General features: G+C 74.8%; 26 protein-coding genes. 4 read left to right on the top strand and 22 right to left on the bottom strand.

Annotated features, from left to right (window positions below; all coding sequences use genetic code 11):
- Window positions 1–35 precede the first annotated feature (35 nt).
- Together ACLJTM_RS19270 and ACLJTM_RS19265 are read left to right on the top strand one after the other, a co-directional pair.
- Window positions 36–2,870: a hypothetical protein gene (locus ACLJTM_RS19270; protein WP_411104884.1), complete on the top strand. Its 2,835-nt coding sequence runs from the start codon at window positions 36–38 to the stop codon at window positions 2,868–2,870.
- A gap of 129 nt (window positions 2,871–2,999) precedes the next feature.
- On the top strand, window positions 3,000–3,581 hold the full coding sequence (locus ACLJTM_RS19265; protein ID WP_411104883.1) for a cysteine hydrolase family protein: 582 nt from the start codon (window positions 3,000–3,002) through the stop codon (window positions 3,579–3,581).
- A gap of 107 nt (window positions 3,582–3,688) precedes the next feature.
- Here the strand turns inward: ACLJTM_RS19265 and ACLJTM_RS19260 are convergent, their stop codons facing one another.
- The 3 genes from ACLJTM_RS19260 to ACLJTM_RS19250 all read right to left on the bottom strand — a co-directional run bounded on the left by ACLJTM_RS19260 (window position 3,689) and on the right by ACLJTM_RS19250 (window position 5,885).
- Window positions 3,689–4,588 carry a hypothetical protein gene (locus tag ACLJTM_RS19260; RefSeq protein ID WP_411104882.1) on the bottom strand — a complete coding sequence of 300 codons (900 nt, stop codon included), beginning with the start codon at window positions 4,586–4,588 and terminating at the stop codon, window positions 3,689–3,691.
- On the bottom strand, window positions 4,585–5,598 hold the full coding sequence (locus ACLJTM_RS19255) for an SPFH domain-containing protein (protein WP_411104881.1): 1,014 nt from the start codon (window positions 5,596–5,598) through the stop codon (window positions 4,585–4,587). The genes ACLJTM_RS19260 and ACLJTM_RS19255 overlap by 4 nt, the downstream gene beginning before the upstream one ends.
- Before the next feature lie 95 nt (window positions 5,599–5,693).
- Window positions 5,694–5,885 carry a hypothetical protein gene (locus ACLJTM_RS19250; protein ID WP_411104880.1) on the bottom strand — a complete coding sequence of 64 codons (192 nt, stop codon included), beginning with the start codon at window positions 5,883–5,885 and terminating at the stop codon, window positions 5,694–5,696.
- 149 nt (window positions 5,886–6,034) lie between these two features.
- Here ACLJTM_RS19250 and ACLJTM_RS19245 point away from each other — a divergent pair, with 149 nt between their 5' ends.
- Window positions 6,035–8,332 carry a hypothetical protein gene (locus ACLJTM_RS19245; RefSeq protein WP_411104879.1) on the top strand — a complete coding sequence of 766 codons (2,298 nt, stop codon included), beginning with the start codon at window positions 6,035–6,037 and terminating at the stop codon, window positions 8,330–8,332.
- 33 nt (window positions 8,333–8,365) lie between these two features.
- On the opposite strand, the gene ACLJTM_RS19240 is transcribed toward ACLJTM_RS19245, so the two are convergent.
- The 3 genes from ACLJTM_RS19240 to ACLJTM_RS19230 form a co-directional block, all read right to left on the bottom strand.
- The gene (locus tag ACLJTM_RS19240; RefSeq protein ID WP_411104878.1) at window positions 8,366–8,569 is read right to left on the bottom strand and encodes a hypothetical protein; all 204 of its coding nucleotides are present in this window, start codon (window positions 8,567–8,569) and stop codon (window positions 8,366–8,368) included.
- Window positions 8,570–8,657: 88 nt separating this feature from the next.
- The gene (locus ACLJTM_RS19235) at window positions 8,658–8,957 is read right to left on the bottom strand and encodes a hypothetical protein (protein WP_411104877.1); all 300 of its coding nucleotides are present in this window, start codon (window positions 8,955–8,957) and stop codon (window positions 8,658–8,660) included.
- Window positions 8,958–9,052: 95 nt separating this feature from the next.
- Window positions 9,053–10,354, bottom strand: coding sequence for an MFS transporter (locus ACLJTM_RS19230; RefSeq protein WP_411104876.1), 1,302 nt, complete (start codon window positions 10,352–10,354; stop codon window positions 9,053–9,055).
- A gap of 121 nt (window positions 10,355–10,475) precedes the next feature.
- Between ACLJTM_RS19230 and ACLJTM_RS19225 the strand changes: the two genes are divergently transcribed.
- Window positions 10,476–11,018 (top strand): MarR family winged helix-turn-helix transcriptional regulator, encoded by a 543-nt coding sequence (locus ACLJTM_RS19225; RefSeq protein WP_411104875.1) that lies wholly within the window; start codon window positions 10,476–10,478, stop codon window positions 11,016–11,018.
- 45 nt (window positions 11,019–11,063) lie between these two features.
- On the opposite strand, the gene ACLJTM_RS19220 is transcribed toward ACLJTM_RS19225, so the two are convergent.
- The 16 genes from ACLJTM_RS19220 to ACLJTM_RS19145 all read right to left on the bottom strand — a co-directional run bounded on the left by ACLJTM_RS19220 (window position 11,064) and on the right by ACLJTM_RS19145 (window position 24,855).
- Complete coding sequence (locus ACLJTM_RS19220; protein ID WP_411105299.1) at window positions 11,064–11,825, bottom strand: class I SAM-dependent methyltransferase; 762 nt, start codon at window positions 11,823–11,825, stop codon at window positions 11,064–11,066.
- 127 nt (window positions 11,826–11,952) lie between these two features.
- Window positions 11,953–13,365, bottom strand: a complete 1,413-nt coding sequence (locus ACLJTM_RS19215) for a PP2C family protein-serine/threonine phosphatase (RefSeq protein WP_411104874.1) — start codon at window positions 13,363–13,365, stop codon at window positions 11,953–11,955.
- Entirely contained in the window at window positions 13,362–14,585 is a 1,224-nt protein-coding gene (locus ACLJTM_RS19210) for an ATP-binding protein (RefSeq protein ID WP_411104873.1), read from the bottom strand. Before ACLJTM_RS19210 ends, ACLJTM_RS19215 begins: the two co-directional genes overlap by 4 nt.
- Complete coding sequence (locus ACLJTM_RS19205) at window positions 14,573–14,989, bottom strand: anti-sigma regulatory factor (protein ID WP_411104872.1); 417 nt, start codon at window positions 14,987–14,989, stop codon at window positions 14,573–14,575. Before ACLJTM_RS19205 ends, ACLJTM_RS19210 begins: the two co-directional genes overlap by 13 nt.
- Window positions 14,986–15,414 (bottom strand): STAS domain-containing protein, encoded by a 429-nt coding sequence (locus tag ACLJTM_RS19200; RefSeq protein ID WP_411104871.1) that lies wholly within the window; start codon window positions 15,412–15,414, stop codon window positions 14,986–14,988. The genes ACLJTM_RS19205 and ACLJTM_RS19200 overlap by 4 nt, the downstream gene beginning before the upstream one ends.
- A complete protein-coding gene (locus ACLJTM_RS19195; RefSeq protein WP_411104870.1) occupies window positions 15,411–16,271 on the bottom strand; it encodes an STAS domain-containing protein in 861 nt (286 codons plus the stop codon). Before ACLJTM_RS19195 ends, ACLJTM_RS19200 begins: the two co-directional genes overlap by 4 nt.
- 124 nt (window positions 16,272–16,395) lie before the next feature.
- Entirely contained in the window at window positions 16,396–16,806 is a 411-nt protein-coding gene (locus tag ACLJTM_RS19190) for an ATP-binding protein (protein WP_411104869.1), read from the bottom strand.
- Between the two features lie 212 nt (window positions 16,807–17,018).
- Window positions 17,019–17,327, bottom strand: coding sequence for an STAS domain-containing protein (locus ACLJTM_RS19185; protein ID WP_411104868.1), 309 nt, complete (start codon window positions 17,325–17,327; stop codon window positions 17,019–17,021).
- A gap of 84 nt (window positions 17,328–17,411) precedes the next feature.
- Entirely contained in the window at window positions 17,412–18,074 is a 663-nt protein-coding gene (locus tag ACLJTM_RS19180) for a LysE family translocator (protein ID WP_411104867.1), read from the bottom strand.
- Between the two features lie 85 nt (window positions 18,075–18,159).
- Window positions 18,160–19,419 (bottom strand): diaminobutyrate--2-oxoglutarate transaminase, encoded by a 1,260-nt coding sequence (gene ectB, locus ACLJTM_RS19175; RefSeq protein ID WP_411104866.1) that lies wholly within the window; start codon window positions 19,417–19,419, stop codon window positions 18,160–18,162.
- A gap of 59 nt (window positions 19,420–19,478) precedes the next feature.
- On the bottom strand, window positions 19,479–19,991 hold the full coding sequence (locus tag ACLJTM_RS19170; RefSeq protein ID WP_411104865.1) for a flavin reductase family protein: 513 nt from the start codon (window positions 19,989–19,991) through the stop codon (window positions 19,479–19,481).
- Window positions 19,988–21,562 (bottom strand): amino acid adenylation domain-containing protein, encoded by a 1,575-nt coding sequence (locus ACLJTM_RS19165; RefSeq protein WP_411104864.1) that lies wholly within the window; start codon window positions 21,560–21,562, stop codon window positions 19,988–19,990. The genes ACLJTM_RS19170 and ACLJTM_RS19165 overlap by 4 nt, the downstream gene beginning before the upstream one ends.
- A 1-nt stretch (window position 21,563) precedes the next feature.
- On the bottom strand, window positions 21,564–22,583 hold the full coding sequence (locus ACLJTM_RS19160; RefSeq protein ID WP_411104863.1) for a hypothetical protein: 1,020 nt from the start codon (window positions 22,581–22,583) through the stop codon (window positions 21,564–21,566).
- The gene (locus ACLJTM_RS19155; protein WP_411104862.1) at window positions 22,573–23,442 is read right to left on the bottom strand and encodes a 4'-phosphopantetheinyl transferase family protein; all 870 of its coding nucleotides are present in this window, start codon (window positions 23,440–23,442) and stop codon (window positions 22,573–22,575) included. Before ACLJTM_RS19155 ends, ACLJTM_RS19160 begins: the two co-directional genes overlap by 11 nt.
- Complete coding sequence (locus tag ACLJTM_RS19150; protein WP_411104861.1) at window positions 23,435–24,604, bottom strand: acyl-CoA dehydrogenase family protein; 1,170 nt, start codon at window positions 24,602–24,604, stop codon at window positions 23,435–23,437. The genes ACLJTM_RS19155 and ACLJTM_RS19150 overlap by 8 nt, the downstream gene beginning before the upstream one ends.
- Window positions 24,601–24,855: an acyl carrier protein gene (locus tag ACLJTM_RS19145; protein ID WP_411104860.1), complete on the bottom strand. Its 255-nt coding sequence runs from the start codon at window positions 24,853–24,855 to the stop codon at window positions 24,601–24,603. Before ACLJTM_RS19145 ends, ACLJTM_RS19150 begins: the two co-directional genes overlap by 4 nt.
- Window positions 24,856–24,916 lie beyond the last annotated feature (61 nt).

Here is a 24,916-nt window from a genome sequence, read left to right as displayed (position 1 = left end):
GGCTGCCCGTGGGTGAGGAGCCGAGGAGCCGAGTAGTGACCGCAACCGCAACACCGGCGGAGCCGGCCCCGCCGGGCGCCGGGGCTCCCCTCCCGCCCTTCCGGGGCTGGCGCTATGCGGCCGAGGCCGCGGTCTACCGGAACAGCGTCGAGGAGCTCTTGGCCCTGCCGGCCGTCGCCGACCGGCTGCAGATCCGCCCGGAGGCCACCGCCGAGGCGGTGCGCACGGCCATGCACGGAGCCGCGGCCGTGGAGCGGGTCCTGCTCCTCGCGCGGACCGAACACGAGGCCGTCGGCGCGGCGCTGGACCGGCGGACGGCGCAGCGGCGGCGCCTGGCCCGCGCCCGGGCCCGGCTCGGGCTGGAACCGGCCGCGGTGGCAGCCCTCCTGGTCGTGGTGGGCCTGCTCGGCAGCCTGAACGGGTCCGGCGGCCCCTGGGCCGCCTCGCAGGCGGTGGCGGCGGTGGCCGCATCCGGCGTGGGCGTCTGGCTGTGGCGCCGCCCCCGCGCACTCCGCCAACTGCGCAGCATGTCCGTCTACGTCCGCTGCCGCCTGTCGGTGTGGGCGAGCACCCACACCGTGGACACCGCCCTGCAGCACCTCGCGGCGGAGTTCACCTCCCGCAGCATGCGCCGGGTCCTCCTTGAGGTGATCGAGGCACTGCTCGGTGACGACCCGCACTCGGTGCTCGTGTACGACGGCTACCACGGGCTGCGCTCGCGGCGGGACTCCCGCTTCTTCGTACGGACCCTGTGCGCGGGGCAGTTGGCGCGCAAGCTGAGTCTGATCGACGGCGGCACCATCGCGCTCAGCGGTCCGCGGGGCGTGGGAAAGACCACCCTGCTCGACGCGGCGAGCGGGCTGCTCCGGCCGGCGGCGGCGGAGGCCGCGGAGCCCGACCTGGTGATCCGCGTCGCCGTACCCGCCGCCTACACCCCGTACGACTTCCTGCTGTCCTGCCTCGTCGGCGTGTGCGAGCAGTACCTGCGGCGCAGCGGGCAGCCCGTGCCCGACTTCACCCGGCTGTCGGGCTTCGTACGGCTGGGCCGCGGCGTCGCGGGCCTGGCCCACCGCGCCGTGCGGTGGTTCCTGTTCGCCCTGCCCGCCGCCGTCCTGCTCGGGCTGGGGGCCGCGGTGACGGTGCGCGTCTGGTGGGACGGCCGCCGTTCGGGCCTCGTGTCCTTCGCGGCGGGTGTGGCGCAGGACGCCGCGCAGGCGGTGGACGGGCTGTGGCGGGGTCAGTACGTCATGGTCAGCCTGATGGCCGCCTGGATGAGCCTCCTGGTGTGGGGGCTCCGCAAGCCGGGGCGGCTGCGGAGGTTCCTCGGGCTGGCGCAGGAGCGCCGGGCCGGCTGGGTGCTGCTGTGGGCACTCGGCTGGCTGCTCGTCGCGGCGCCGGTCCTGGACGTGGTGGTGGCCGTGTACGACGCCGTCGACATCGTGCCCGATGCGACCGATTGGGCGGACCGGGCGGGCCTGCCGCGGAAGGGGTTCACCGTCCTCCTCGTCACGCTGCTGGTCACGCTGTTCGTGTTCCTGCTCGTCGCGACCTCGAACGTGCCGCGGCGTCTGACCGTCCGCGACCGCATGCTGGTGGCGGCCACCCTGGCCGGGCTGGCCTGCATCGGGTGGATGCAGCTCTCCGCGGCGACCCGGCCGGCCGTGACCGACCCCGAGAACCCCGGCCGGCTCGCCGTGCTGCTGCTCGGGATGCTCCTGGTCCGCTTCGCCTCGGGGCGCCGCAGGCGGCACGCGAAGCAGTCCGGTCTGGCGAAGCGCTGTCTCGACCAGCTCTTCCGGCTCCGCACGGTCCAGGGCACGTCGGCCGCGCTGAACCTCGCCCCGGGAGCCTTCTTCGGGAGCGCGCACGGCTCCACCCTCTCCAGCGTGGCGCCGAACTTCCCCCAACTGGTCGCGGAGTTCCGGTCGCTGATGGAGCTGATCGCGCAGGAGCTGGGCGAGCAGGGCGACGGGCGGGTGTTCCTGTGCATCGACGAACTGGACCGGATGGCCACCCCGGCGCAGGCACGGACGTTCCTCGGCGAGGTCAAGGCGATCCTCGGCGTGCCCCGGGTGTACTGCCTGGTGTCGGTGGCCGAGGACGTCAGCGCGGGGTTCGTGCGCCGCGGCATGCCGCACCGTGACAGCACCGACAGCGCCTTCGACGACGTGGTCCACGTCCGCCCGATGACGACCGCCGAATCGGTGGTGATCCTCACGGCACGGGTGCCCGGGCTGCCGCTGCCGTACGCGGTCCTCGCCCACGCCCTGTCCGGCGGCATCCCGCGGGACCTCATCCGCTACGCGCTGAGCCTGGTCGAGCTGCGCCAGAGCACCCCGTACGTGGAGCTGCGCGACATCGCGCTCGTGATGCTGGCGGAGGAGCTGTCCGACACCCTGGCGGGCTTCCGGACGCTGCTCGCCGCCCAGCCGTGGACAGCGGAGACCGCGCCGGTCATGGCCGGCTACCGGCTGCTCACCGAGCAGTTGGACGCCGCCTGCCCGGAGCAGGGCGAGGCGCTCGTCCGCGCCCTGCGGGAGTTCGCCGCGCCGGCGGCGCCCGGCGCGGCGGGAGCTGCGGGGCCGGACGACGCGGCCCTGCCGGAGGCGACGCGGCCCCTGGTCGCCGAGGCCCGTGCGTACGTCGCGTACGTGCTGACCCTGCTCCAGATCTTCACCCCCGCGGACTTCAGCCGGCGCAGCGCCGACATCGGGCGGGCGGACCCGGACGGCTCGGTGCAACGCCTGGCCGACATGCGGCTGGAACTGGCCGTGTCCCCGTACAGCGCCCTCGTCCTCGTGGACCGGGTGAGACGTGCCTGGGCCCTCGCCCCGCTGGCCGCCGCTCCCCCGCCGGCGCCGGGCGCCTGACCGGAGCCGCGTCGGAGCATGGGCCGTGTTCTGTGCCCCGTGCCCCGCGGGCTGCGCTGTCAGCGGGTGGGTCTACGGTGCGGAGGCAGAAGTCCGTCGTGCACACGTCGTGAACCAGGGGAGACCGCCATGACCACACTCGCGGAACGGCCGAACACCGCGCTTCTCGTGATCGACGTCCAGAACGGCGTCGTCGCGCAGGCGTACGCGCGCGACGCGGTGGTCGCCAACATCGGCCGCCTGCTGGAGAAGGCCCGGCGGGAACAGGTCCCGGTGGTCTGGGTCCGGCACTCCGACAAGGAGCTGACCCCGGGGGGCGACGCCTGGCAGATCGTCCCGGAGCTGGTGCCGGCCGACGGCGAGGTGCTGGTCGAGAAGCGCTACCGGGATTCCTTCGAGGACACCACGCTGGAGGCCGAGCTTGCGGGTCTGGGCGTCGGCCGCCTCGTCGTCACCGGCGCGCAGACGGACTTCTGCGTCCGCTCGACGCTGCACGGCGCGTTCACGCGGGGCTACGACGCCCTCCTCGTCGGCGACGCGCACACCACGGAGGACCTGACGGCCTGGGGCGCACCGGAGCCGAAGCAGGTCATCGCGCACACGAACCTGTACTGGTCCGGCCAGCGCGCACCGGGGCGGACGGCCGCGACGGTCGTGACGGCGGACGTGGACTTCGCCGCCGCACCCGGATCCACCGGGCCGGCCCGGTAGTCGTCCGCCCGCGCGCCAGGGCCGGCGCGGGCGGGCGCGCCCCCGGCGCGGGCGGGCGCGCCTCCGGCGGGCGGGCCCCGCGGGCGGGCCTGGCGCCGCCGCGCCGGTCACGTCACCAGGTGCAGGGACAGGGCGGCGATGCCCAGCCGTACGCTCTGGCCCCAGGTCAGTTCCAGGGCGTCGCTCTCCATCCCGTCGCCGAAGACCACGATCCGGTCCGATTCCACGGTCAGCCGCAGTTGCTGCCCCCGCCCCAGTTCGCCGGCGACGTAGGCCGTCCCGGTCGTGGGCGAGGGCCAGGCCTCGCGGACGAACCACAGGAGCCGCGGGTCGCAGGGGCCGGGCAGCGCTGCGGCGCTGCCGCGCTCCAGCCACAGGGAACGCAGCCAGCCGGAGGCGCCGGTGCCCGTGCCCACCAGCACCCCGGAGGACGCCTGGGCCTCCCCCGGGCCCGGCTCGCCGTCGGGGCACAGGCGGTAGCGGGCCGTCTGGTGGCCGGGCGCGCCCAGGTAGATCTCGTTCAGCGCGAGGAGGCGCTGGGTGTCGTCGGCGACGGCCTCGACCATGGTCAGCTCCTGCGCCCGGCCGCCGGCCGCGGCCGCCGCGTGCAGCAGGGCGGCCGTGTCGGCGCTGCGGTGGCGGACCAGGACGCCCGGGTTGCGCCCCGGGTCGGTGTCGATGCCCACCACCGGCTGCCCGTGGAGGTACTTGGCGGTGTTGGCGACCAGGCCGTCCTGGCCGACCACGACCACGACGTCCTCGGGGGCGAACAGGAAGCGGTCCAGGTCCGCCCGCTCCACCCGGGAGCTGCGCCAGGTGAGCGGCACCGCCGCCGCCACCTCCCGCAGCGCCTGCTGCGTACGGTCGTGGCGGCGGGCCACCTCGTCGATCGACCGGCCCCGGCTGGAGAGGAAGAAGGCGGCCTGCCCGTGGGTCCCGTGCCGGGCGAGCAGTTCCTCGTACTCGGTCCTGCGGTGCACGAGCACGGCCCGCGGGGCCAGGCTCATGCGTCCGGGCCGCTTTCCGGACGTCCGAGCCTGCTGAGGAGCCCGGTGAGGACGTCGGGCGAGAGCGTGATGCTCTCGATGCGCGGCAGGTTCTCCGCCAGCCGGGTCGCCGCGAGGGCGTGCAGGGTGCCCGGTCCGGCCTCGTCGTGGACGCGCAGCCAGGCGGCCTGGGCCTCGGCGCGGGCGGCGCCCGTGGCGCGGGCCGCCTCGGCGTCCGCCCGGGCCAGGCGGACCTTGCGGGCCGCCTCGGTCTCGGTGCGTACGCCGTCCGCGGCGGCCTTCTCCTCGGCCTCGCGGCGGGCGTTGGTGCCGCGCTGGTCGATCAACTGCTCTTCGCGCCGGGCCAGTTCGATCTGGCTGGCCAGCTCGTTCTCGGCGATGGCGCGCTCACGCTCGACGGCGACGGCCCGCCGTTCGTAGGTGGCCCGGTCCGCCTCCTGCTGGATCTGCTCGCGGGCGGGGGTGCGCAGGGCGCGCTCCACCTCGGCCTCGGGGCGGATCGCCACGACCCGTACGGCGACCACGTCGATGCCGGTGGCCGGGAGCCTGGGCTCGGCGGCCAGTCCGGCGGCGACGCGCTCCCGCACGGAGGCGACGCCGTCCACCAGGGCGGCGGCCAGCGGCGTCCGGGCCAGGACATCGAGGGTGTGCTGCTGCGCGGTCTCGGTGAGGAGGGTGGCGATCTGCTCCAGGGGCGCGGCGCGCCAGCTGCCGGTGTCCGGGTCGACGGAGAAGTCGAGTCGGTCGGCGGCCTGGGCGGGGTCGCTGATCCGGTAGGTGACGGTGGCCTGTACGGCGACGTCCTGGAAGTCGGAGGTGCGGGCGTGGAACGCCATGGCCAGTTCGCGGTCGTCGACCGGCACTTCGGAGAGCGCCGCCGACAGCGACCGGTACCAGAAACTGAGCCCGCGCCCGTCGTGGACGATCCGGCCGCGCTTGTGGTGGCGGATGTGGGCGGTGGGCGCGGAGCGCAGATGGCGCCAGCCGAAGCGCCGGGTGATGTCGGCCATGGCGAACCCCCTTCATTTCGTCAATACGACGATAATCGGATTCCCGCATATCGTCAAGAGGACGAAAAGGGGGGCAGGGGTGCGGCCAGGACCCGTCACGGCCGGCCGCGGAGGGCCTGCGTGATGCGGGCGACCGAGCGGAGGATCCCCGCGCGCTCCCGGGGCCGCGTCCCGCGCAGGGCCCGACGCACCGTCAAGAGGGTGGCGGCCGCCCGGATTCCCGCGGCCAGGCAGGTGCCCGCAGTCTGGAGCAGGAGCAGGTCGAACAGCAGGTGCGCGTCGGTCATCGTCTTCTCCGAACGTGTGCAGCCGGTTAGGTTGGCCCCAGCCGAGCTGTCCAAGGCGGTGTCCAACGACCCCCGCAGCGCACCTTGGACGATTCGGGTGCGTCCGCCGGTGCGCGGGGCGGCACGCAGGGCGAGGGAGGGGCGGCGGCATGGAGGACGAGGAGAGCACCACCGCGCTGGAGAAGCGGCTGTTCGACAGCCTCCTGCGCGTGGAGGGGCTGCGTCAGCGGTTGCCGGCTGCGGTGCGGCCTTCGCTGAGGGACCTGGCCCGAGACGCCGGGTGCTCCCACAACACCATCGACAACTGGCTTCGGGGCAGGACGCTTCCCGGGGACGTGGAGGTCTTGGTCAAGGTGATCGGCGGAATCCGCCGGGCCGCGGCCGCCGCTGCCGCCTTGTCCGCACCCCCTGGGACCCCTGCACTCCCTGCACTCCCTGCACTTCCTGCACTCCCTGCACCCCCTGCACCCCCTGCACCCCCTGGGGCAGTCGACCCGGACGCCGCGCTGCTGGACGGCCGCCGGTGGCGCGCGTGGCATGCGGCCGTCAACCGGGCACGGGTGCGGGACGCCGAGCGCGAACGGCGGGGGCGCAAGGCCCGGGCCGATCTCGACGCCGCCGGTGCCGGCGCCCTGCGCGCTCCCCTCGGCGACCCCCCGAGGCCGGTCGGGCAGTGGACGGCTGCACAGTTGGGCGTGCACCCGTCGATCCCCGGGACCGGCGCACACACCCGCGGGTTCACGGTCCCGCTCTACGTCGAGCGCCCCCACGACGAGGAGCTCCGCCAGAGCCTGCACCGCGCCGTCACGGGTGGAGAGCCGGTCCTGGTCGTCGTGCGCGGGGGCTCCTGCACGGGCAAGACCCGGTCGGCCTATGAGGCGCTCGGCGCCGTCGGCGGCCTCGCGGACTGGGACCTGCTGCGCCCCCGTACCCAGGACGGCGCCCTGCAACTCCTGTCCGACACGCCTGCGGCCGCGCGAACCGTGCTGTGGCTCGACGACGCCCACGACCTCCTGTCCGGGCCCAGGGGTGAGGAGCTGGCTGCCCTCCTGTGCTCGCGGCTGTCCCGGCCCGGTCCGGCCGTGGTCGTCGCCACCATGTGGGACAGCTGGTTCACCGAGCTCTCCCGGGTGGCGGATGACGCCGCACCCGGCGGTACGGACCCGCACCGCCATGCCCGGGCCCTGCTGGGGCATGCCGGCGCCACCGTACGCGTCCCGCCCGCCTTCGGGCCGGCCGACCTGCGGCGCCTGGAGGCCCTCGGCGGCGACCCGGCGCTTGCGGCGGCCAGGGAGACCTCCCGCGACGGGAAGATCACCCAGACCCTCGCGGCCGGGCTGCAACTGGCCGACCGCTACGCGGCGGCACACGAACCACCTGCCTGCTTCGCGCGCGCTCTGGTCACCGCGGCCATGGACGCTTGCCGCCTGGGCTGGAACGCCCCGCTGCCGGACGGCTTCCTGCGCGCCGCCGCCCCCGGCTACCTGTCGGACGACCAGCGCACCGCTGCCGGGCCCGACTGGTTCGAAGCCGCCCTCGCCGCCGCCCGTACCCGCGTGCAGCACGTCGCCGCGGCCCTCGAACCCCTGCCCCGGCCCGACGGGATGGGCGCCCTGCCGGGCTTCTCCCGACTCGCCGACTACCTGGACGCCCACGGCCGCACCACCCGCGACGGGACCGTCCCGCCGCCCGCCTTCTGGGCCGCCGCGTCCTCGTACGCCCTGGACGCCCGACACCTGGCCCGGTTGTGCCGGGAGGCGCAGGCGATGGGCCTGGACGACACCGCGGAGCAGTTGGCCCGCCGGGCGGCCGGGGCGGGTGAAGCGGGCCTGTACGCGGTGCTGGCCGAGATGCGGGAACGGGCCGGCGACCACCGGGGCGCCGAGCACATGGCACGGCTCGCCGCGGAGGCCGAGGACCCTTCGGCGTACGCCCTGCTCGCATGGATGCGGGAGCGCGCCGGAGACGAGGACAGCGCCGTGCGCCTGGCCCGGCTCGCGGCAGCCGCCGGATACCCGGACACCTTGCGGGAGATGGCGCAGTCCCGGGCACGGTCCGGGGATCAGGCGGGCGCGGAGCGCCTGGCGCGGTGCGCCGCCCGGGCGGGGGACCACCTGCCGCTCTACCGGCTGGCCGTGGCGCGCGAAGGAGCCGGTGACACCGTGGACGCCGAGCGGCTCCATCTTCTGGCGGCCCGGGCGGGGGCGCGACGCGCCTGGGCGGCGCTGGCGTCCCTCCGGGAGCGGGCCGGGGACCGGGCGGGCGCGGAGGAAGCCGCGCGGCTCGCCGCCGCAGCGGGGAGGCCGAACGGCTACGCCGCGCTCGCCCGCCTCCGGGCGGCGGCCGGTGACCAGGCCGGCGCCGAGCGGTTCGCCCGGCTGGCTGCCGACGCCGGGGACTGGCGCATCCGGCACGAGTGGGCCCGCCTCGGCCGGCACACCCCGTGACCTCGGGGCCCTTCCGGGGGGGGCGGCGGCGGGTCAGAGGAGGAAGCCTGCTGCTCCCGCCAGTACGAGGAGGCAGCCGACCCCGACGATGGTGCGGCGGCTCATGTCCCGCAAGGGGACGCCGCCGGCCGCCATCCCCCAGGACTCGCCCCGGTACGCGTCCCGGTAGCGGGAGCCGACCGTCGCGAAGAACAGCCCGAACACCACGAGCACCACACTGACCGCGACCGGCATCACGCCCTGCCCTCCACCGGGGCCGGACGGCGCGGGCACCCCGCGGGCCGGGACCGGTCGGCGCAGGCGTCCTGCGGGGGCGCGCCGGGGGTCACGGCTGCTGCGGCGGGTGGCCCCCGTCGCCCTCGATGACGAGGCGGTCGGTGCCGGGCTCGTCGGCCCGTTCGACGATGGTGACGTCGATGCGGCCGTCGCCGGTGGTGTCGAACTGGTACAGGTCGGCTTTCCCGTCCCCGGTCGTATCGGTCATCCACACGTCGGGCCGGCCGTCACCGTTCGTGTCGGCGCTCAGCACGACGTGGTGTTCGCCCCCTTGGGTCTCGACCACTCCCCCGGTGTCCGCAGTGGTGTCCCCGGTGGCGCCCGCAGTGATGTCCTCAGTGGTGTCCATAGCGGCCGGGTGCCCCCGGGCCACGGTTCGAAACGGTCCGGCCGGCGGCGTCCGCCCCGGCCCGCCTCCGCCCGTACGGGGCATGAACTGGGCTGTCAGGCGCGGGTGTTGGACTTAGAGCCGTGCGGTGCAGCGCATACGTCCTCCGGCCGGGCGGCGGTGGGGGTGCGCGTGCTGCCCACGACGTGGGCCGGCAGCAGGCGTTCGGCGTACAGCAGGACGGCCGCACCGGCCAGGACCGTCAGGGCCAGGGCCGTCCACAGGTGGCGCGGTCCGGCGTCGAGCAGGAGACCCAGCAGTACGGGCGCGAGGGTGCGGCAGAGCGACCAGGACAGCTGGTAGGTCGCCAGGTACCGGCCTCGCAGGTGGTCGGGGGCGGCCTGGACGGAGAGGCCCTGCGAGGGGGCGGAGTGGATGAGTTCACCGGCGGTGTAGAGCACCGCGACCGCCAGGACGGCGACGAGGAGCCTGGTGCGGCCGCCGTCGGAGAGCTGGGGCAGGACGGCGAAGCCGGCGAAGGAGAGCGCGAAGACGAGCGCGCCGGCCGCGGCCGTACGGGTGCGCCGGCCGCGCAGGGTCAGGCGGGCGGCCGGGACACCGAGCGCGGCCACCAGGACGGTGTTGAGCGCGAACACGGCCCCGGCCAGGGCGTCGGGGAGGCCCGCATCGCGGGTGAGGAAGATCGGCAGGGCGATGGCCTGGGCGGTGTAGCCGAAGGCGATCAGAAAGTTGGCGGCCGTGAGCAGCAGGTAGGGCCGGTCCGCGAGGACCTGGCGGTATCCGCCCCGGGGGCCCTCGCGCCGCCCGGCCCCGCCGTGGACCGACGGGATCCGGGACACCAGCACCGCGGCGAGGGCGAACACGGCGGCCAGCGCCACGGAGGCGGCGACGAAGCCGGCTCTGCCGTTCCATGCCAGCATGCCCGCCGCCGCCAGGCTGCCGCAGCCCATGCCGGCGTTGCGCAGGCTGCGGTCCCAGGCGAGCAGGCGGTCGCGTTCGGCCCCTCGGGCGATGTCGCCGATGAGGGCCTGCTGGCTGGGCGGGGAGGCCCACATCCCCACGGCGACGACCAGGGCGATCGCCAGGAAGGCGGGGTAGGAGTGGGCGAACGGGTAGGCCGCGAACCCGGCCGCGCGCAGGGCGAGTACGCCGATGAGCACCCTCCGGCCGCCGAACCGGTCGATGAGGACGCCTGCGGCCGGCATGAACGCCAGGGCGCACAGCCCGGCGACCGTCAGGCCCGCGCCGATCGACGTGAGGGACAGGGCGGTGAGCGAGTGGACGAACAGCATCGTCAGGGGTACGTAGATGCCGTCGCCGATCGAGCCGACCAGGCCGGCGGAGACCAGCCGGCGCCGGGTGCGGCGGCCGGGTTCAGCGGGGACCGGGTGCACCACGGCCCCGCTTCGGCTCGGTGGACGCGTCCGCGGCCGGGGTCCGAGCGGGCAGGGAAAGCCGCAACACCAAGGAATCTTCCATGGAAGGTAATTTATCATCCGCGGAAGATAAGATGAAGGCATGCAGACCGAAGCCGAAGCCGCATCGGACGCCGAATCGGACACCCACGCCGACGCCGTCTCCGCCATCGCCGCGCAGTGGAAGCGCGAGCGTCCCGAGCTGGACACGGCTCCCCTGCTGGTCATCGGCCGCCTCTTCCGGCTGGTCGATGCCCTGGACCAGCGGCTGCGGCCGCCCTTCCGGGCCGCGGGTCTGGGCGCCGGGGACTTCGACGTGCTGGCTGCGCTCCGACGGTCGGGGGCGCCCTACGCCCTGTCCGCGGGCGAGCTCAGCCGCACCGTCCTGGTCACCACCGGCGCGATCACCAAGCGGGTGGACCGGCTCTCCGCCCGCGGCCTGGTCACCAGGTCCGTCGACGCGAGCGACTCGCGGGGACGCCTGGTCGCCCTCACCGACGAGGGCGTCGCCCTGACCGACGAACTCATCGCCGTCCACCTGGACAACCAGCGGCGGCTCCTGTCCGGACTCAGCACCGAAGAGCAGACCCATCTGGCCGCCCTCCTCACCCAGCTCGGCTCCACCCTGCCTCCGGGCGATCACTGAACAGAGCGGAGCCCGCAGCCGCCGGGCCGCCGGGCCGCCGGGCCGTCAAGCCGTCGCGAGGAAGACGTACGCCGTCATCGGGGCGGTCACCGGGCCCGGGCCGAGGCGGGACGTCATCTCCTCGGTGACCGCGGCCACAGCGGACGGTCCGCCGCCGCGCTCCTCGACGGCCGCGCGCACCGGTGTCCCGGCGAGGAACCCGGTGGCGACGTCGGCGGCCGACGGGGCCCGGCCCTCCAGCGTCAGCTCCTGCTCCTCCGCGACGGCCAACCCGGCGGCCGCCAGGTCGGCGGCCACGGCGGCAGGGTCGGCGTAGCCGTGCGGAACCGTACGGAGGAACTGCGGCGGGTCGGCCGGGAAGGCCCGCTCCAGCCCGGCTTGCAGCGCGGCCCCGAAGGCGTGCGTGTCCAGGGGGCCCCACGTGGTGAACAGGAACCGGCCGCCCGGGGCGAGCACCCGGCGGACCTCGGTGTACGCGGCGACCCGGTCGGGGAAGAACATCACGCCGAACTGGCAGGCCACCAGGTCGAAGGAACCGTCCGGGAACGGCAGCCGCTGCGCGTCGGCCTGCAGCCACAGCGCGCCGGGGGCGCGGGCCGATCCGAGGGCGACCATGGCCTCGTTCAGGTCGGTGGCCGTCACCTCGGCCGACGGCGCCGCCGCCAGCAGCGCGGAGGTCAACGCGCCCGTACCTGCGGCGAGTTCGAGGATGCGGCGTGGGTGCAGTCGCGCCGCTCGGGCAGCCAGGTCCGCGGCGAAGGGCCGGAAGACCACCGGCACGAGGTGGTGCTCGTAGGCGGCCGGCATGGACTCGGACCACCGCCGCTCGGCGTCGATTCCTGTCACCCGCACCACGGTAGGGCCGCCCGGGCGGATGCGCGCCGGGCCACGCCGCTCGGCGGCGGAGCCGGCCCTGCTCCCCCGGCCGGCGGGCTCAGGACAGGCTCTCGGGCGGGTGCAGGCGGGTGGCGAAGACGATGATGTCGTCCTCGGGTTCCGTGCCGAAGGCTTCGACCAGGGCGGCGCAGAGCGCTTCCGGTTCCTCCGGTCCCGCGGCGGCGGTGGCGGCCAGCGCGGCCTGGCGGTCGCGCAGGTCACTGTCGCGGGTCTCGATGAGCCCGTCGGTGACCATCAGGAGGCGGCTCCCGGGCTTGACCGGGTGGCTGACGGCTTCGGGGTGCGCCAAACCCAGCCCGAGCAGTGGCCCGTGCTCGGTGAGGTAGCGGGGATCGGCGCCCGGGGACAGGAGCAGCGGCGGCAGGTGGCCTGCGTTGGCGATCTGGATGCGGTCGTTGCCCGGTTCCACCAGGACGATGCACACCGTGGCGGTCCATCCGCGGTGGTGCAGCCCCAGCAGGTGGTCGAGGTGCCGGAGCAGGAGGTGCGGGGGGTGGCCCAGGGCGGCGTAGGCCCGCAGGGCGTGGCGGATCCCGCCCATGACCATGGCGGCTTGCAGGGAGTGGCCGACGACGTCCCCGACGGCGAGCAGCAGGCCGTGGGGGGTGGTGACGGCCTCGTAGAAGTCTCCGCCGATCTCGGTCATCGAGGTGGCGGGCAGGTAGCGCACCGCGAGTTCCACGCCCGGCGAGGTCGGCAGGTCGGCGGGCAGGAAGGTGCGCTGCAGGGCCAGGGCGAGTTCGTGTTCCTGGTCGAAGCGCTCGACGACGTCCTTGTGCTCGACGGTGAGGTCGGCGTAGAGGGCCATGACGCCGGCGTTGGTCTCCACGAGTTCCTCGTTGAGCCGCTCGAGTTCGTCCCGCTGGGCGTGGGCTTCGTGCAGTGCGGCCAGCAGGTCCCGGGTCTGCGCCTGGAGGTCGTCGATCGCGCTGGCGGGGGTCTCGGCCTGCACCAGGGCCAGGATCCGGCCCACGTCCAGGTTGCGGGCGGCGAGTTCCGGGACGGGGCAGGTGATCTCGATCCAGCCGACCCGGGAGCCGGCCGGAGGCGGCTGCGGGCCGTCGGGGGCGGCCGGCTGCGGGCGGTCGCGGGCGCCGAGGGAGGGCTCGTAGCGCGTCTGGGGCAGCAGGCGGGTGACGGCCGCGAGGGATTCGCCGCTGGGAGCGCGGTCGTCGCTCCATCGCATCGCGGTGTGCAGCGCGGGCGGGTGGTGCTGCACGGTGAAGACGGCCGTCATGGCGGCGGGGCGCAGCAGGTCGCGTCCCAGTTCGCTCAGTGCGGTGGCCAGGCGGACCTGGTCGCGGTTGTCGAGGCCGACGGCGCCGGCGATGGTCTTGGCGTGGCGGCGCAGCGCGAAGACGTCGTGCTCGGTGGCGATCGGGGTGAGCAGCACCGTGGCGCGGTCGTGGTCGCGGGGGCGGGTGGCGATCCGTCTCACCTGACGTTTCACCGGACGGCCTTGGCGATCACCGCGCTGGCATCGTCGCGCCGGGTCCCGGCCAGGCGGAGCAGGGCGGTGGCGATGAGGGCGGGCGGGTGGTGCAGGACTCCGGCGAGGTCGGCGGACGTCCAGCGGTCGCTCAGGCCGTCGGAGTGCATGACGAGGACGCCGTGGCCGGGCAGGTGCTGTTCGTAGGTGCGCAGTTGGTGCATCTGGTGGCCGACGATGCCGGGGTGGGAGAGGAGGTTGGCGCGGCTGTCCTGGGTGACCAGGGCGGCGGTGATGTTCCCGGTGCCGCAGAACAGTACGCGTCCGTCGGGCTCCAGGCGGGCGATGGCCACCGCTGCGCCGCGGGTGCCGCGCAGGGCGCGGTGGATCTGCTCCATCGCCTGTTCCGGGGTGCGTGCGGTGCCGGTGCGGAAGGCCTGGACGGCGGCCTTGGCGGCCAGGGAGGCCATGGGGCCGTGGCCCAGTCCGTCGCAGGACATCACCAGGGTTCCCCGGCCGGGTCCGGGGGCGGCTGCCCGTACGGGGACGGAGCGCGAGGCGCGCGGGGTCACCAGCGAGGGGATGCGGGGGCGCTGCGGCGGCTGGAGGCGCCGGCCGGGCGGCCGGGTCCCGGTGAGGTCGGACCAGTCCAGGGGCAGGGGGTCGGTTCCGGCCGGCGGGCCGGTCCGTACGGGGTCGCGGTGCGTGTCCTGTTCTGCGGTGTCGGGACGTGCTGCCCAGGCGTCCCCGCAGACCTGTTCCCCGGCGATCGGCCGGGTGATTCCGCCGACGGCCGGCTCGCCGGTGGTGGAGCGGTGGAGCGGGCGGGGCCAGAAGCGGGCCACCTGGACGGTGCCGAGTCCGCGCTGGGAGTGGATGTGGAAGGTGTCGGCGAGGCGTTGGACCGCTCCGAGGCCGATGCCCAGGGTGCCGGCGGTCGACATTCCGTCCCGCAGGGCCGCTGCCACGTCGGCCATGCCCGGGCCGCCGTCCACGACCACGACCTCGACGCCGGCGACGTCCTCGGTGCGCAGGACGCGCAGGAGCAGTGAGCCGTCGACGGCGTGCTTGGTGATGTTGGTGGTCAGTTCGGCGACTGCCAGGACCAGCTCGGCCGTGCGGTGCTCGGTGAGCCCGATCCGCCGTCCCAGGGCGGCGGCGGCGCCTCGGGCGGCCTCGGGTTCGTCGCGGAACCAGGCGACGTCCTCACAGTCCGTCAGCAGGTCGGTCACCGGGCCCACTTGGTGACGGTGATGGTGGTGCCCTGCCCGGGGGTGGTGTCCAGGACGAAGTCGTCGACCAGGCGCTTGGAGCCGGAGAGGCCGAGGCCCATGCCGCTGCCCGAGGTCCAGCCGTCGGTGAGCGCCAGGTCCACGTCGGGGATGCCCGGGCCCCGGTCGGCGAAGACCAGGCGTACTCCGCGCCGGCCGCGCTCTTCGACGAGGGCGGCGGCCATCGTCCCGCCTCCGCCGTGGATCAGGGTGTTGCGGGCCAGTTCACTGGCCGCGGTGATCAGTTTGGTCTGCTCCACCAGGGAGAGCCTGCAGGCCTGGGCGAGGGCGCGGACGGCCTGCCGTGCCTGTACCACTCCCGCGTTGGCGGTGATCTCCAGCAACTCCGGGCCGCCTGGGCCGGGAGCGTTCACAGGCCGGCCGCGGCATCCGGCACGATGCCTTCGCCACCGGCTCCGGCCGGGACGTCGTACCCGGCTTCGGCCCGGGCGCGCTCCAGGACGCGCAGCCCCTTGTCCAGGGTCAGTGCGGTACGCACCCCGCCCAGCGAGAGGCCGAGCTCGACCAGGGTGATGGCGACGGCCGGGCGCATGCCGACCACGACCGTCTGGGCGTCCAGCATCCGCGAGATGGAGGCGATCGTGGCGAGCATGCGGCCCACGAAGGAGTCCACGATCTCCACGGCGGTGATGTCGATGATCACGCCGTGGGCACCGGATTCCACCACCTTGGCGGCCAGGTCGTCCTGCAGCAGCATCACTGCCTGGTCGTCCAGGTCCGTCTGGATCGAGACCAGCAGCACCTGCCCGATCTGCAGGACCGGTACCTGCTCGCTCACCGGCCGGCCTGCGCAACGGTACGGGAGAGGGTGACGCCGGAGCGGCGCAGCGCGTGCCGCAGGGCGTCGGCGAGGGTGGCCTTGGTGACGATGTCGCCGAAGTCGATGCCCAGCGCCACGATGGTCTGGGCGATCTGGGGGCGGATTCCGGAGATGGTGCACTCAGCGCCCATGAGACGGGCGGCCACGACGGTCTTGAGGAGGTGCTGGGCGACCTCGGTGTCCACGGCGGGGACGCCGGTGATGTCGATGATGGCCTGCTCGGAGCCGGTGTCGATCAGCGCCTGCAGCATCTTCTCCATGACGACCATGGTGCGCGCGGAGTCCAGGGTCCCGACGAGCGGTACGCCGATCACGCCGTCCCACAGCTTGACGACCGGGGTCGACAGCTCCAGCAGCTGTTCGGCCTGGGCGGAGATCAGGGCCTCGCGGGTACGGGTGAACACCTCGATGGTGAACAGGCCGAGCGCGTCCAGCAGGGCGGCGAACTTCAGGTAGGCCTGGACGTCCTCGACGTCGCCGGACAGCGACGGCTCCAGGACCTCCTTGAGCGCGTACACGCTCAACGCGGTCTCCGTGGGCGTGAAGCCCTGCTTGGCCCGGCTGCGCGACAGCTCCGTCAGCAGGGCCCGCACCTCGCCGAAGGCGTCGCCGTGGGCGTCCAGGCTGTCGCGGCCGAGCGCCGCCACCAGGGCGTCGTACAGCTCCTGCAGCTCGCGCTGGACCTCTGCCCGGCTGACCCGTCCGCCGAGCGAGCCGGCGACGGTGTCCGCCCAGGTCGCGGCCAGGTCCTCACCCCGTACCGAGAGCAGGCTCACCAAGCGCTTCGCAACGTCCCCACCGGCCACAACACACATCCCTCATCGCGGAAGCCTGACGGCCCCTCTCCGGAAACCTTAGGCCATTGGACTGAACCTCTGGCTCCGCCCCGGACATCCGTGGGCCCGGCCTGCCGTCGGGCCGGGCGCGCAGGGCCGTGGATCAGCGGATCCTGAGGTCGGCGGTGATCTGCTTGCCCGTGCCGTGGCGGGTCACGGTGAGGTGTTCGGCGAGGCTCTGGACGAGGGGCCAGCCGTAGCCGCCTATCCGGATCCCGGGAGCTTCGCCGGTCCGTGCGACGGGAGGGTCGGGATTGCGGTCGGCCACCGATATGCGCAGGGCGCTGCCGTGGACATCGGCGCGGAAGGCGGTCATGCCGCGGCCGTGGCGGATCGCGTTCGTGACCAGTTCGGAGGTGAGCATCAGGGCGTCGGTCACCGCGGGGGACTCCGGCGGCAGCCCGCAGGCCTGCAGCAGGGCGACCACCCGGTCGCGGGCGTCGGCGGCGGTGGCGGGGAGCGGGGCGGGGGCCGGGGCGGGGAGGGGGGCGGGGTGGAAGGAAGGCGTCGGCATCGCACGCGCTCCGGGTGGTTGCTCGCCCGGCTCATCGCCCATCTGTGACCGCCTCATGTCCCCTCGTCTACCCGGTACTGGACGAAAACCCCCTGATCCTCGCACACCACGGCGACAGCGCCTTTGCGGGGAGTTTCGTCCCCGGCCGCTGCGGCTGCGGTCGCGGCTGCGGCTGCGGCTGCGGCTGCCACCACGGCCCGCTTGCCGCGCGCTCAGGGCCGGAGCGCGTCTTCGACCGTGGGGCGCAGGTCCAGGACCCGGTCCGCGCAGGTCATCTGGAGGAGCCGGGAGAGCTGGTTCCGGGGCCCCGCGATCCTGAGGGCCGTGGTGTGGTGCACCTTGAGCAGGAGGTTGAGGAAGGAGGAGTCGGCGAAGGTGATGGCCGACGCGTCCAGGACCACGGTGCGGTGGGTCTCGGCAGCGGTGGACAGCCGGTCGGTGAGCGGGCCCAGGTTGTCCGCGTCGTACTCGCCTTCGGCGGTCACGACCACGGCGGTGTGCCGGTCATTCGTCTCTTCCATGGCCACAGCATGCCAGTCCGTGGTGGGCCGCGGACAGCACGCCCTCCCCGGCCCGGCTGCCGGTGCACGAAGGACGGACGGGGGTCAGGCGGTTGCGGCGACTCCGATGCCGATGGCGATGAAGAGCCAGCCGGTGGTGAGTTCCCAGCGGTGGCGGAACGCGGGGCGGGCGAGGAGTGCCCGCAGGCGGGCGGCGACGGCGACCAGGGCGAACCAGTAGGCGATGCCGATGACGACGTCCAGGGTGCCGAGGAAGAAGATCTGACGGGTCATGGATCCGCTGCCGTGCACGAACTGCGGCAGGATGCTGATGAAGAACAGGGCCGCCTTGGGATTGAGCACGTTGGTGAGGAAGCCCTGGCTGAAGCCGGCCCGCCGGCGGCCCCGGGCGGGTCCCGGCTCCGCCGGGCCCTCGGGCGCCGGAGCGGCGGCCGCCTGCCGCCCGGCGGTCCGCTCGCGGGCGGCCCGCCGGGCGGCCAGGACGGCGCGGACCCCGAGGTGGACGAGGTAGGCCGCGCCGAGGAACTTGATGGCGTCGTAGACCACCGGGGAGCGGGCGGCGATCAGTGAGAGCCCGGTGGCGGCGGCGAGCATGTGCACGCACAGCCCCGCCTGGGCGCCGAGCGCCGCGGCACGGCCCTTGGCCGGGTGCTCGGTCGCCGACCGGAGCACCACGAGGAAGTCGGGTCCGGGCACGAGGTACGCGAGCAGCACCACGCCGAGGAATCCCAAGAGGTCGACCGACATCCGCTCTCCGTTCGTCAGCCCCGCGGCCGGTGTGCCGCCGGGCGGTCCCTGGTCCCTGCTCCCTGGTCCCCCGCGGCTGCGGGAGTCAGGCCACGAGGGTCCGTATGCCCACCATCGCGGCGACGGCCCCGTCGAGGACGGCCAGGCCCCGGTCCAGTTGTCCCTGCGCCACCGTCAGCGGCGGCAGGAGCTTGACGACGTCGTCCTGCGGTCCGGCCGTCTCCAGCAGCAGGCCGTTGCGGTAGGCGGCGTCGCACACCTCGCGGGCCGCTCCCGGCCGGTCGAAGGGCAGCCCCCAGGCCAGGCCGCGCCCGCGCGGTGCGTTCAGCCCGTACCGGCGGGCGGTCTGCGTGAGGGCGCGCTCCACCTGGCGGCCCAGCGCGGCGGTCCTCGCCTCCAGCGTGCTGTCGGACCAGTACAGTTCCAGCGCCCGGGCGGCGGTGACGAAGGCCGGGTTGTAGCCGCGGAAGGTGCCGTTGTGCTCGCCGGGCTTCCACACGTCGTACTCGGGCCGGATCAGGGTCAGGGCCATGGGCATCCCGTAGCCGCTGAGGGACTTGGACAGGCAGACGATGTCGGGGACGATGCCGGCCGGCTCGAAGGAGAAGAAGGGTCCCGTGCGCCCGCACCCCATCTGGATGTCGTCCACCACCAGGAGCGTGCCGTGCTCCCGGGCCCAGGCGGCCAGGGTGCGCAGCCAGGCCGGGCGGGCCGGGTTGACGCCGCCCTCGCCTTGTACGGTCTCCACGACGACGGCGGCGAGCGGCCCGTCGGCGCAGGCGGTGTCCAGCGCCCGGGTGAGCCGCGCCGCTGCCTGTGCGTCATCGTCGGCGGGGTCGTCGAAGGGCACGGACACGGTGTGCGGAAGCGGTACTCCCGCCCCGGCGCGTTTCGCCGGGTTGGCGGTGACCGCCAGGGCCCCGAGCGTCATCCCGTGGAAGCCCCGTTCGAAGTAGGCGACGGTGTGCCGTCCGGTGACCTTGCGGGCGAGTTTGAGTGCGGCCTCGACCGCGTTGGTGCCGCCGGGTCCGGGGAACTGGACGCGGTAGTCCAGTCCGCGCGGGGCCAGGACCAGGTCGCGCAGCCGCGTCAGGAAGAGCCGTTTGGCCGCGGTGTGCATGTCGAGGCCGTGGGTGATGCCGTCGCCGGTCAGGTACGTCAGCAGCGAGGCTTTCAACTCGGGCGGGTTGTGCCCGTAGTTGAGGGCGCCGGCGCCGGCGAAGAAGTCGATGTAGGACCGGCCGGATTCGTCCCGCAGCTCGGCGCCGCGTCCGGTGGTGAAGACGGTGGGCCAGGCCCGGCTGTAGCTGCGGACCTCTGATTCCATGCTGGCGAAGATACTCATGTGCGTCCCTGTCTGGTCGGTGCGGATGCTGCGGGATGCCGGTGCCGCGCGGCGGGAGGTCAGCCGGTCACGGCGTTCTGCTGGTGCCGGTAGAGCACCAGGGCCCGGGCGCCGGGGTCCTGTACGGTCCACAGCGCGCGGCCGATCAGGAGGGTGTGGTCGAGCGCGGTGGGGGCCTGGTCGAGGCGGCACACCACGGTGGCGGCCGTTCCCTCCAGTACCGGGCAGCCCTCTTCGTCGTGGTGGGCCACGCCCTGGAAGCGCTCGGCCGCGGGCATCCGGGCGAACCTGTCCATCAGGTCCCGCTGCTGCCAGCTGAGGATGTTGACGGCGAACCGGCCGTGGTCGCGGGCGTGCCGTACGGTACGGCCGGCGCTGGCCAGGGAGACCAGGACCGACGGCGGCTCGGTGGACAGCGAGAGCAGGGCGTTGGCGGTGCATCCGACGGGGCCGTCGGGGCCGACGGTCGTGACGACGGCGACGCCGGTGGCGAGCTGGGCCATGGTGGCGCAGAACTGCTCGGTGTCGGGCAGCGGAGTACGGGTCGTGCCGGTGGTGCTGGTCGTGGTCACGTCACCGGGTTCCTTTCCGGTCGGGGTCCTGCGACGGGGAAAGCCGTGTCCAGGGCGGCGACCACGGCGTTGCGGTCGGTCTTTCCGTTGAGGTTGCGCGGCAGTTCCGGCAGGCGCAGCAGGGTGCGCGGGACCATGTAGGCGGGGAGTTCCTCGTGCAGGGCTTCCTGGAGGGGCGCCGGATCGCCGACGTCTCCGGTGTAGACGGCTTGCAGGACGGGCGCGGGCCGGTCGGTGCGGGCCACGACGACCGCGTCGACGACGCCGGGGCGTGCGCGCAGTGCCTCCTCGACCTCGCCCAGTTCGACGCGGTAGCCGCTGATCTTGACCTGGCTGTCGAGGCGGCCGAGGTGCACCAGGCCGTCGGCGGTCCGGGCCACGCGGTCGCCCGTCCGGTACCAGTGCCTCTCGGTCACCGGCTCGCCTTCGCGGGGGGCGGGGCCGGTGCCGGGTTCTCCGGCGGCGAACCGGCCGTGGTCATCGGCGGGGTCCAGGTAGCCGGGGAACCGCTGCGGGCCGCGTACGAGCAGTTCGCCCTCGGCTGCGGGCTGCATCTGCGCGTCCACCACCAGGGCCTCGGCGCCGGGGTGGGCGGTGCCGATGGGGACGGTGCCGTTGGCGGTGCGCGGCCAGTGGGCCGGGTCGGCCGGAAGGCGGTAGCCGGTGCAGGTGACGGTGAGTTCCGTGGGGCCGTAGAGGTTCTCCAGGCAGGCGCCGGGGGCGGCCGCGGCGAACGACCGGGCCTGCTGGAGGGTGAGGGGTTCACCGGCGAAGGCCGCGTAGCGCAGCGTCGGCATCGAGTCCGGCGGCAGCCGCCGCAGGCGGGCGGCGAGGGAGACCACCGAGGGCACGGAGAACCAGTGGGTCAGTGCGTGCCGCGCCACGAACCCGGCCGGGTCCATGAGTTCGTCGCGGGTGGGCACGACGAGGGCCGCGCCGGTGCTCCAGGCCACGAACATGTCGAAGACGGACGGGTCGAAGGTGAGGTCGAAGGTCTGGGACAGCCGGCTGTCCGGGCCGGCCCCGGAGCGCTCGACGGCGTGGTCGAGGTAGGCGTCGGTGTTGTCGTGGCGGATCACGACGCCCTTGGGACGCCCTGTGGAGCCGGAGGTGAACAGGATGTACGCGGTGTCCTGCGGGCGGGGGGCGGGGACGGCGCTCAGGCCGGGGCCGTCGGCGCGGTCGGTGAGCGCGACCGGGACGAGCGGCGCGGCCCGGCCCGCAGGTCGGGCGTCGCAGGAGGCGTCGGCCAGGACGACGGCCGCGTCGGCTTGCCGTACGACGGCCTCGTTGCGGCCGGGCGGTGCGGCCGGGTTGAGCGGCACCACCGCGGCCCCCAGTCGCTGCAGCGCCAGGTAGGCGGCGTACGTCACGGGGGTCCGCACCGCCAGCAGGGCGGCGTGGCGGGGCGGTGGCGTGCCGGAGCAGAGCCGGGCGGCCAGGGCCTCGGCGCGGGTGCGCAACTGGGCGTAGGACAGGGTGGTGCCCGCGGCGGTGAGGGCCGGGCGGTCGGGGTGGCGCTCGGCGGTGCGGGCGAAGCGGTCCCACAGGGTGAGGGCGGGTGCGGGCACGTCAGCCTCCTTGCCGTACGGGGGAACGGCCGGCGGTCGGCCGGTCCGCGGGGGTGGCGCAGCCGTGGGCGGCGTGCACCGGTGCGGCGGCTGCCTCCCGTTCTGCGAGCGCCGTGAACGCGCCCTCGACCAGCGACGGCCGGGGGCGGCCGCGGCGGGCGGAGTTCGCGGCGAAGCGGAGCATGCGGGGCACCTCGCGCCACTTGGCGGTGGTGGCCTCGACGGCCTCGCGTTCCCCGGGGGTGAGCGGGGCGCCCGCCCCGGCCAGCAGGTGGGCGTCGCGGAACAGGTGGTGCTGCGCCGCCGCCCAAACGTCCTCCAGCACGCCGCGCGGTCCGTCGCCGGCCATGTCCTCGGCCAGCAGCCGGGCGGTCTCCTGCAGGGCGGCCGTCCCGGTGAGCCAGGGGCCGCCGGGCAGCTGCTCCACGGTGGCGCCCTGCTCCACGGCCAGCCACTGGTAGGTCGCGTACGCCGGGGGCGCCACCGGGAAGCCGAAGGCCAGGGTGTTGCGGATGCGGTGGGTCCGGGACAGCCCGTCGGGGAAGGCCAGCAGGGCGGTGAACTCGGAGTCGGACAGCTCGCCGGCGAACGGGTCCTGGGAGCCGCCGCTGTTGAACAGGGCGGTGAAGCCGTCCGCCACCTGCCATGTCCCGTGCGGGGTGCGGCCGTTCACCAGGACCAGGTGCGGGGCGTGGTGGTCGGCCGTGCCGGTGAGCCAGGGCAGTGCGGCGCTGTCGGCCACCACCAGGGCCCGGCCGTGCGCGGCGAGTTCGGCGGCGATGCCCGTGAGGGCCGTCGCGGCGTCGGGGGCGCCGCGGTAGGCGAGCCTTCGGTTGCCGGGGAGGTCGTTCAGGGCGCGGTCGTGGTGCGAGAAGCGGCCGGTGTCCGGGTCCACGGCGAGGCGGACGGAGCGGGCCAGCAGCTCCGCGGCGTGCGGTGAGTACGCGGACAGGTAGTCGAGGAGGTTCTCGGTGTAGCAGCTCAGTCCGGCGCCGGCGGGGGCGGTGGGGTCAGTACGCATCGGGGTCCTCGGTGGGCATCGGGTTCCTCCACGCAGGGGTCGGGTGGCCGGGCGCGGGCACTGCTGCGGGGTCGGCCGGGCCGAACGCGCAGGCCACGGCGGGCACTTCGGCGGCGGGCGGGGCCGGCACGGTCAGCCGGCTCCAGCGCAGTCGGCCCCAGCTGCCGGCCGGGGCGTCCAGGTCGGCGCGGATGCGCCAGGGCGCGCCCGGCAGGCCGGTGCCGCGGGCCTTCACGCACGCCTCCTGGACGGTCCACACCCGGGCGAAGGCGCGGGCGGCCGCGCCGGGGGGCAGGGACGTCAGTCGCGCCGCCGTGTGCGGCGGGCAGCAGCGGCGCAGCATCCCGGCGGACGGCGGGCAGGGCACCTGGACGTCGACGCCGACGTCCAGGCCGATGCCGACGGCGGCGGCCGCGTACGGGCCGCTGTGCGAGATGCTCACGCCGGTGCGGGGTGAGCCGGGCAGCCGGGGCCGGCCGGCCGGTTCGGGGACCACCGGGCCCCGGGCATCGGCCTCGCCGAGGAGTCGGGCGAGGAGCGTCCGCAGCAGCGCCCGGCCGGCCAGGTGCTCGCGGGCCCGCCAGGGCGCCATGGCGGCGGCGGCCCGCTGCTCTTCGGGCCGCAGCCGGTCCAGGGCGGCGGGCGCCGCGAGCACCCGGTCGACTCGGGCCAGTACGAGGGCGACTCCGGGGGCCGGCCTCCACAGGCAGGTGCTCGGATCGCCGGCGGGTCGTGCAGGGCGCGGCAGGGCGGGGTGTTGCGGGGCGGGGTTCGGGGCGGGGTGCGGCAGGGCGGGGTGCGGGGGCGGGCGCGCACCGGCCGGGGCCTCGGCGGGCAGGCCGGTGAGGGTGTCAGACAAGGGTGGCCTCCTGGTCCAGCAGGCTGAGCGATCCGTTGGCCAGCTGCAGTCGGTCGTTGCCGTAGTTCAGCGAGGCGGAGCGCAGGTCGCGCAGGGCGCGCTCCAGCGCGAGCGGCTGGTTGCGCAGGTAGCCGTGGCGGAGCCCGACCAGCTCGACGAGCTCTTCCACCGCCGCCGGGCACTGTTCGGAGGCCGTCACTTTCAGCGCGTTGACCAGGAGTTGCCAGGGCGGGCCGCCGCGTTCCTCGGCGGAGAGGGTGCCGTAGACGTCGGCGGTGTGGCTGAGCATGGCCTGCACGGTGTCGATGCGCTGGCGGGCGCGGGCCAGCCGGGTCAGCAGCAGCTCGCCCTTGAGGTCCCGGCGGCGCCGTTCCTCGGGGCTGCGCAGGAAGCGCAGGGTGCGGGAGAGTGCGCCGGCGGCCGTCCCCAGCCAGCAGGCGCTCCAGCCGAGGTGGGCGAGCGGGGCGAAGACGTCGACCGTCACCTTGCGGAAGTCGCCGTGCGCTCCGACGACCTGGTCGTGCGGCACGGCGCCGGTGAAGCGCATCGGCACGCTGTGGGTGCCGCGCATGCCCATCGGGTCCCAGCCGCCGAGGACCTGCACGTCCAGTTGGTCGCGCTCGGCGTAGACCAGTGACACCTGGCCGTCGGAGGTGGCTCCGGGGGCCAGGGCCGTGATCAGGTAGGCGTCCGCGTGGGCGCCGCCGGTGACGATCGGGGCCATCCGGTCCAGCTCGACGAGGTCGCCCGTACGGCGGGTGCCCGTCTGCGAGCTGAGCAGGTGGCCGCCCTTGCCGGCCTCGGTGGTGACCGAGCCCAGGTAGAGGTCGCCCCGGGCGACCCTGGGCAGTACCCGTTCGCGCAGGTCCTCGGAGGCGTGGTGGACCAGGGCCGCGACCTGTTGGCCGTGCATGGCGAACACCATGGCCGCCGACATGTCCTGGCGGGCGATCGTCTGGGATGCGGCGAGCAGGTCGGGAACGCTGCCGCCCAGGCCTCCGTAGCGGGCCGGGACGAGGAGCCCCAGGAGCCCCGAGGTCCGCATCGCGGTCAGTCCTTCCAGCGGGAAGGCGGCCTTCTCGTCGCTCTCGGCGGCGTGCTGTCCGACGGTCTCCAGCACGGGTGCCAGGCGGTGGGCAAGAGCGGGGTCGAGGGCCCTCATCGGGCATCCGCCAGGGGGGCGCGTGCGCTCTCCACGGCCGCCCACAGGGTGCCGGCGGTCTCGAAGTTGCCGTCCGTGAGCTGGTCGTCGGGGAGGGTCACGCCGCAGTTGTCCTCCAGGTCGAAGACGAGGTCGATGGCCTGCATGGAGTTGAGCCCCAGGTCGCGCAGCCGGTCCTCGGGCCGCAGTTCCTGGTCGGGGGCGAGGTAGCGCAGGTGGGGACGGAGGGTGTCGGCGAAGGCCTGGTCCATGGCGTTTCTCCTCATGAGGGGTGGTGGTCCGCTGGTGGTCCGCTGCGTGGGCGGGACTGCG

This window comes from Streptomyces sp. cmx-4-9 (genome assembly GCF_046548835.1).
GTDB lineage: Bacteria > Actinomycetota > Actinomycetes > Streptomycetales > Streptomycetaceae > Streptomyces.
Note: the sequence above shows the minus strand (reverse complement) of the source record. Positions and strands in the feature narration are given on the sequence as shown.

Coding starts and splice junctions, on each gene's coding strand:
- ACLJTM_RS19145 (WP_411104860.1), bottom strand. CDS start 24,855: ATGGACCAGGCCTTCGCCGACACCCTCCGTCCCCACCTGCGCTACCTC.
- ACLJTM_RS19190 (WP_411104869.1), bottom strand. CDS start 16,806: ATGCCGACGCCTTCCTTCCACCCCGCCCCCCTCCCCGCCCCGGCCCCC.
- ACLJTM_RS19250 (WP_411104880.1), bottom strand. CDS start 5,885: ATGACCGACGCGCACCTGCTGTTCGACCTGCTCCTGCTCCAGACTGCG.
- ACLJTM_RS19245 (WP_411104879.1), top strand. CDS start 6,035: ATGGAGGACGAGGAGAGCACCACCGCGCTGGAGAAGCGGCTGTTCGAC.
- ACLJTM_RS19235 (WP_411104877.1), bottom strand. CDS start 8,957: ATGGACACCACTGAGGACATCACTGCGGGCGCCACCGGGGACACCACT.
- ACLJTM_RS19260 (WP_411104882.1), bottom strand. CDS start 4,588: ATGAGCCTGGCCCCGCGGGCCGTGCTCGTGCACCGCAGGACCGAGTAC.
- ectB (WP_411104866.1), bottom strand. CDS start 19,419: ATGAGTATCTTCGCCAGCATGGAATCAGAGGTCCGCAGCTACAGCCGG.
- ACLJTM_RS19195 (WP_411104870.1), bottom strand. CDS start 16,271: ATGTGTGTTGTGGCCGGTGGGGACGTTGCGAAGCGCTTGGTGAGCCTG.
- ACLJTM_RS19180 (WP_411104867.1), bottom strand. CDS start 18,074: ATGTCGGTCGACCTCTTGGGATTCCTCGGCGTGGTGCTGCTCGCGTAC.
- ACLJTM_RS19150 (WP_411104861.1), bottom strand. CDS start 24,604: ATGAGGGCCCTCGACCCCGCTCTTGCCCACCGCCTGGCACCCGTGCTG.
- ACLJTM_RS19225 (WP_411104875.1), top strand. CDS start 10,476: ATGCAGACCGAAGCCGAAGCCGCATCGGACGCCGAATCGGACACCCAC.
- ACLJTM_RS19265 (WP_411104883.1), top strand. CDS start 3,000: ATGACCACACTCGCGGAACGGCCGAACACCGCGCTTCTCGTGATCGAC.
- ACLJTM_RS19255 (WP_411104881.1), bottom strand. CDS start 5,598: ATGGCCGACATCACCCGGCGCTTCGGCTGGCGCCATCTGCGCTCCGCG.
- ACLJTM_RS19185 (WP_411104868.1), bottom strand. CDS start 17,327: ATGGAAGAGACGAATGACCGGCACACCGCCGTGGTCGTGACCGCCGAA.
- ACLJTM_RS19160 (WP_411104863.1), bottom strand. CDS start 22,583: ATGCGTACTGACCCCACCGCCCCCGCCGGCGCCGGACTGAGCTGCTAC.
- ACLJTM_RS19220 (WP_411105299.1), bottom strand. CDS start 11,825: ATGCCGGCCGCCTACGAGCACCACCTCGTGCCGGTGGTCTTCCGGCCC.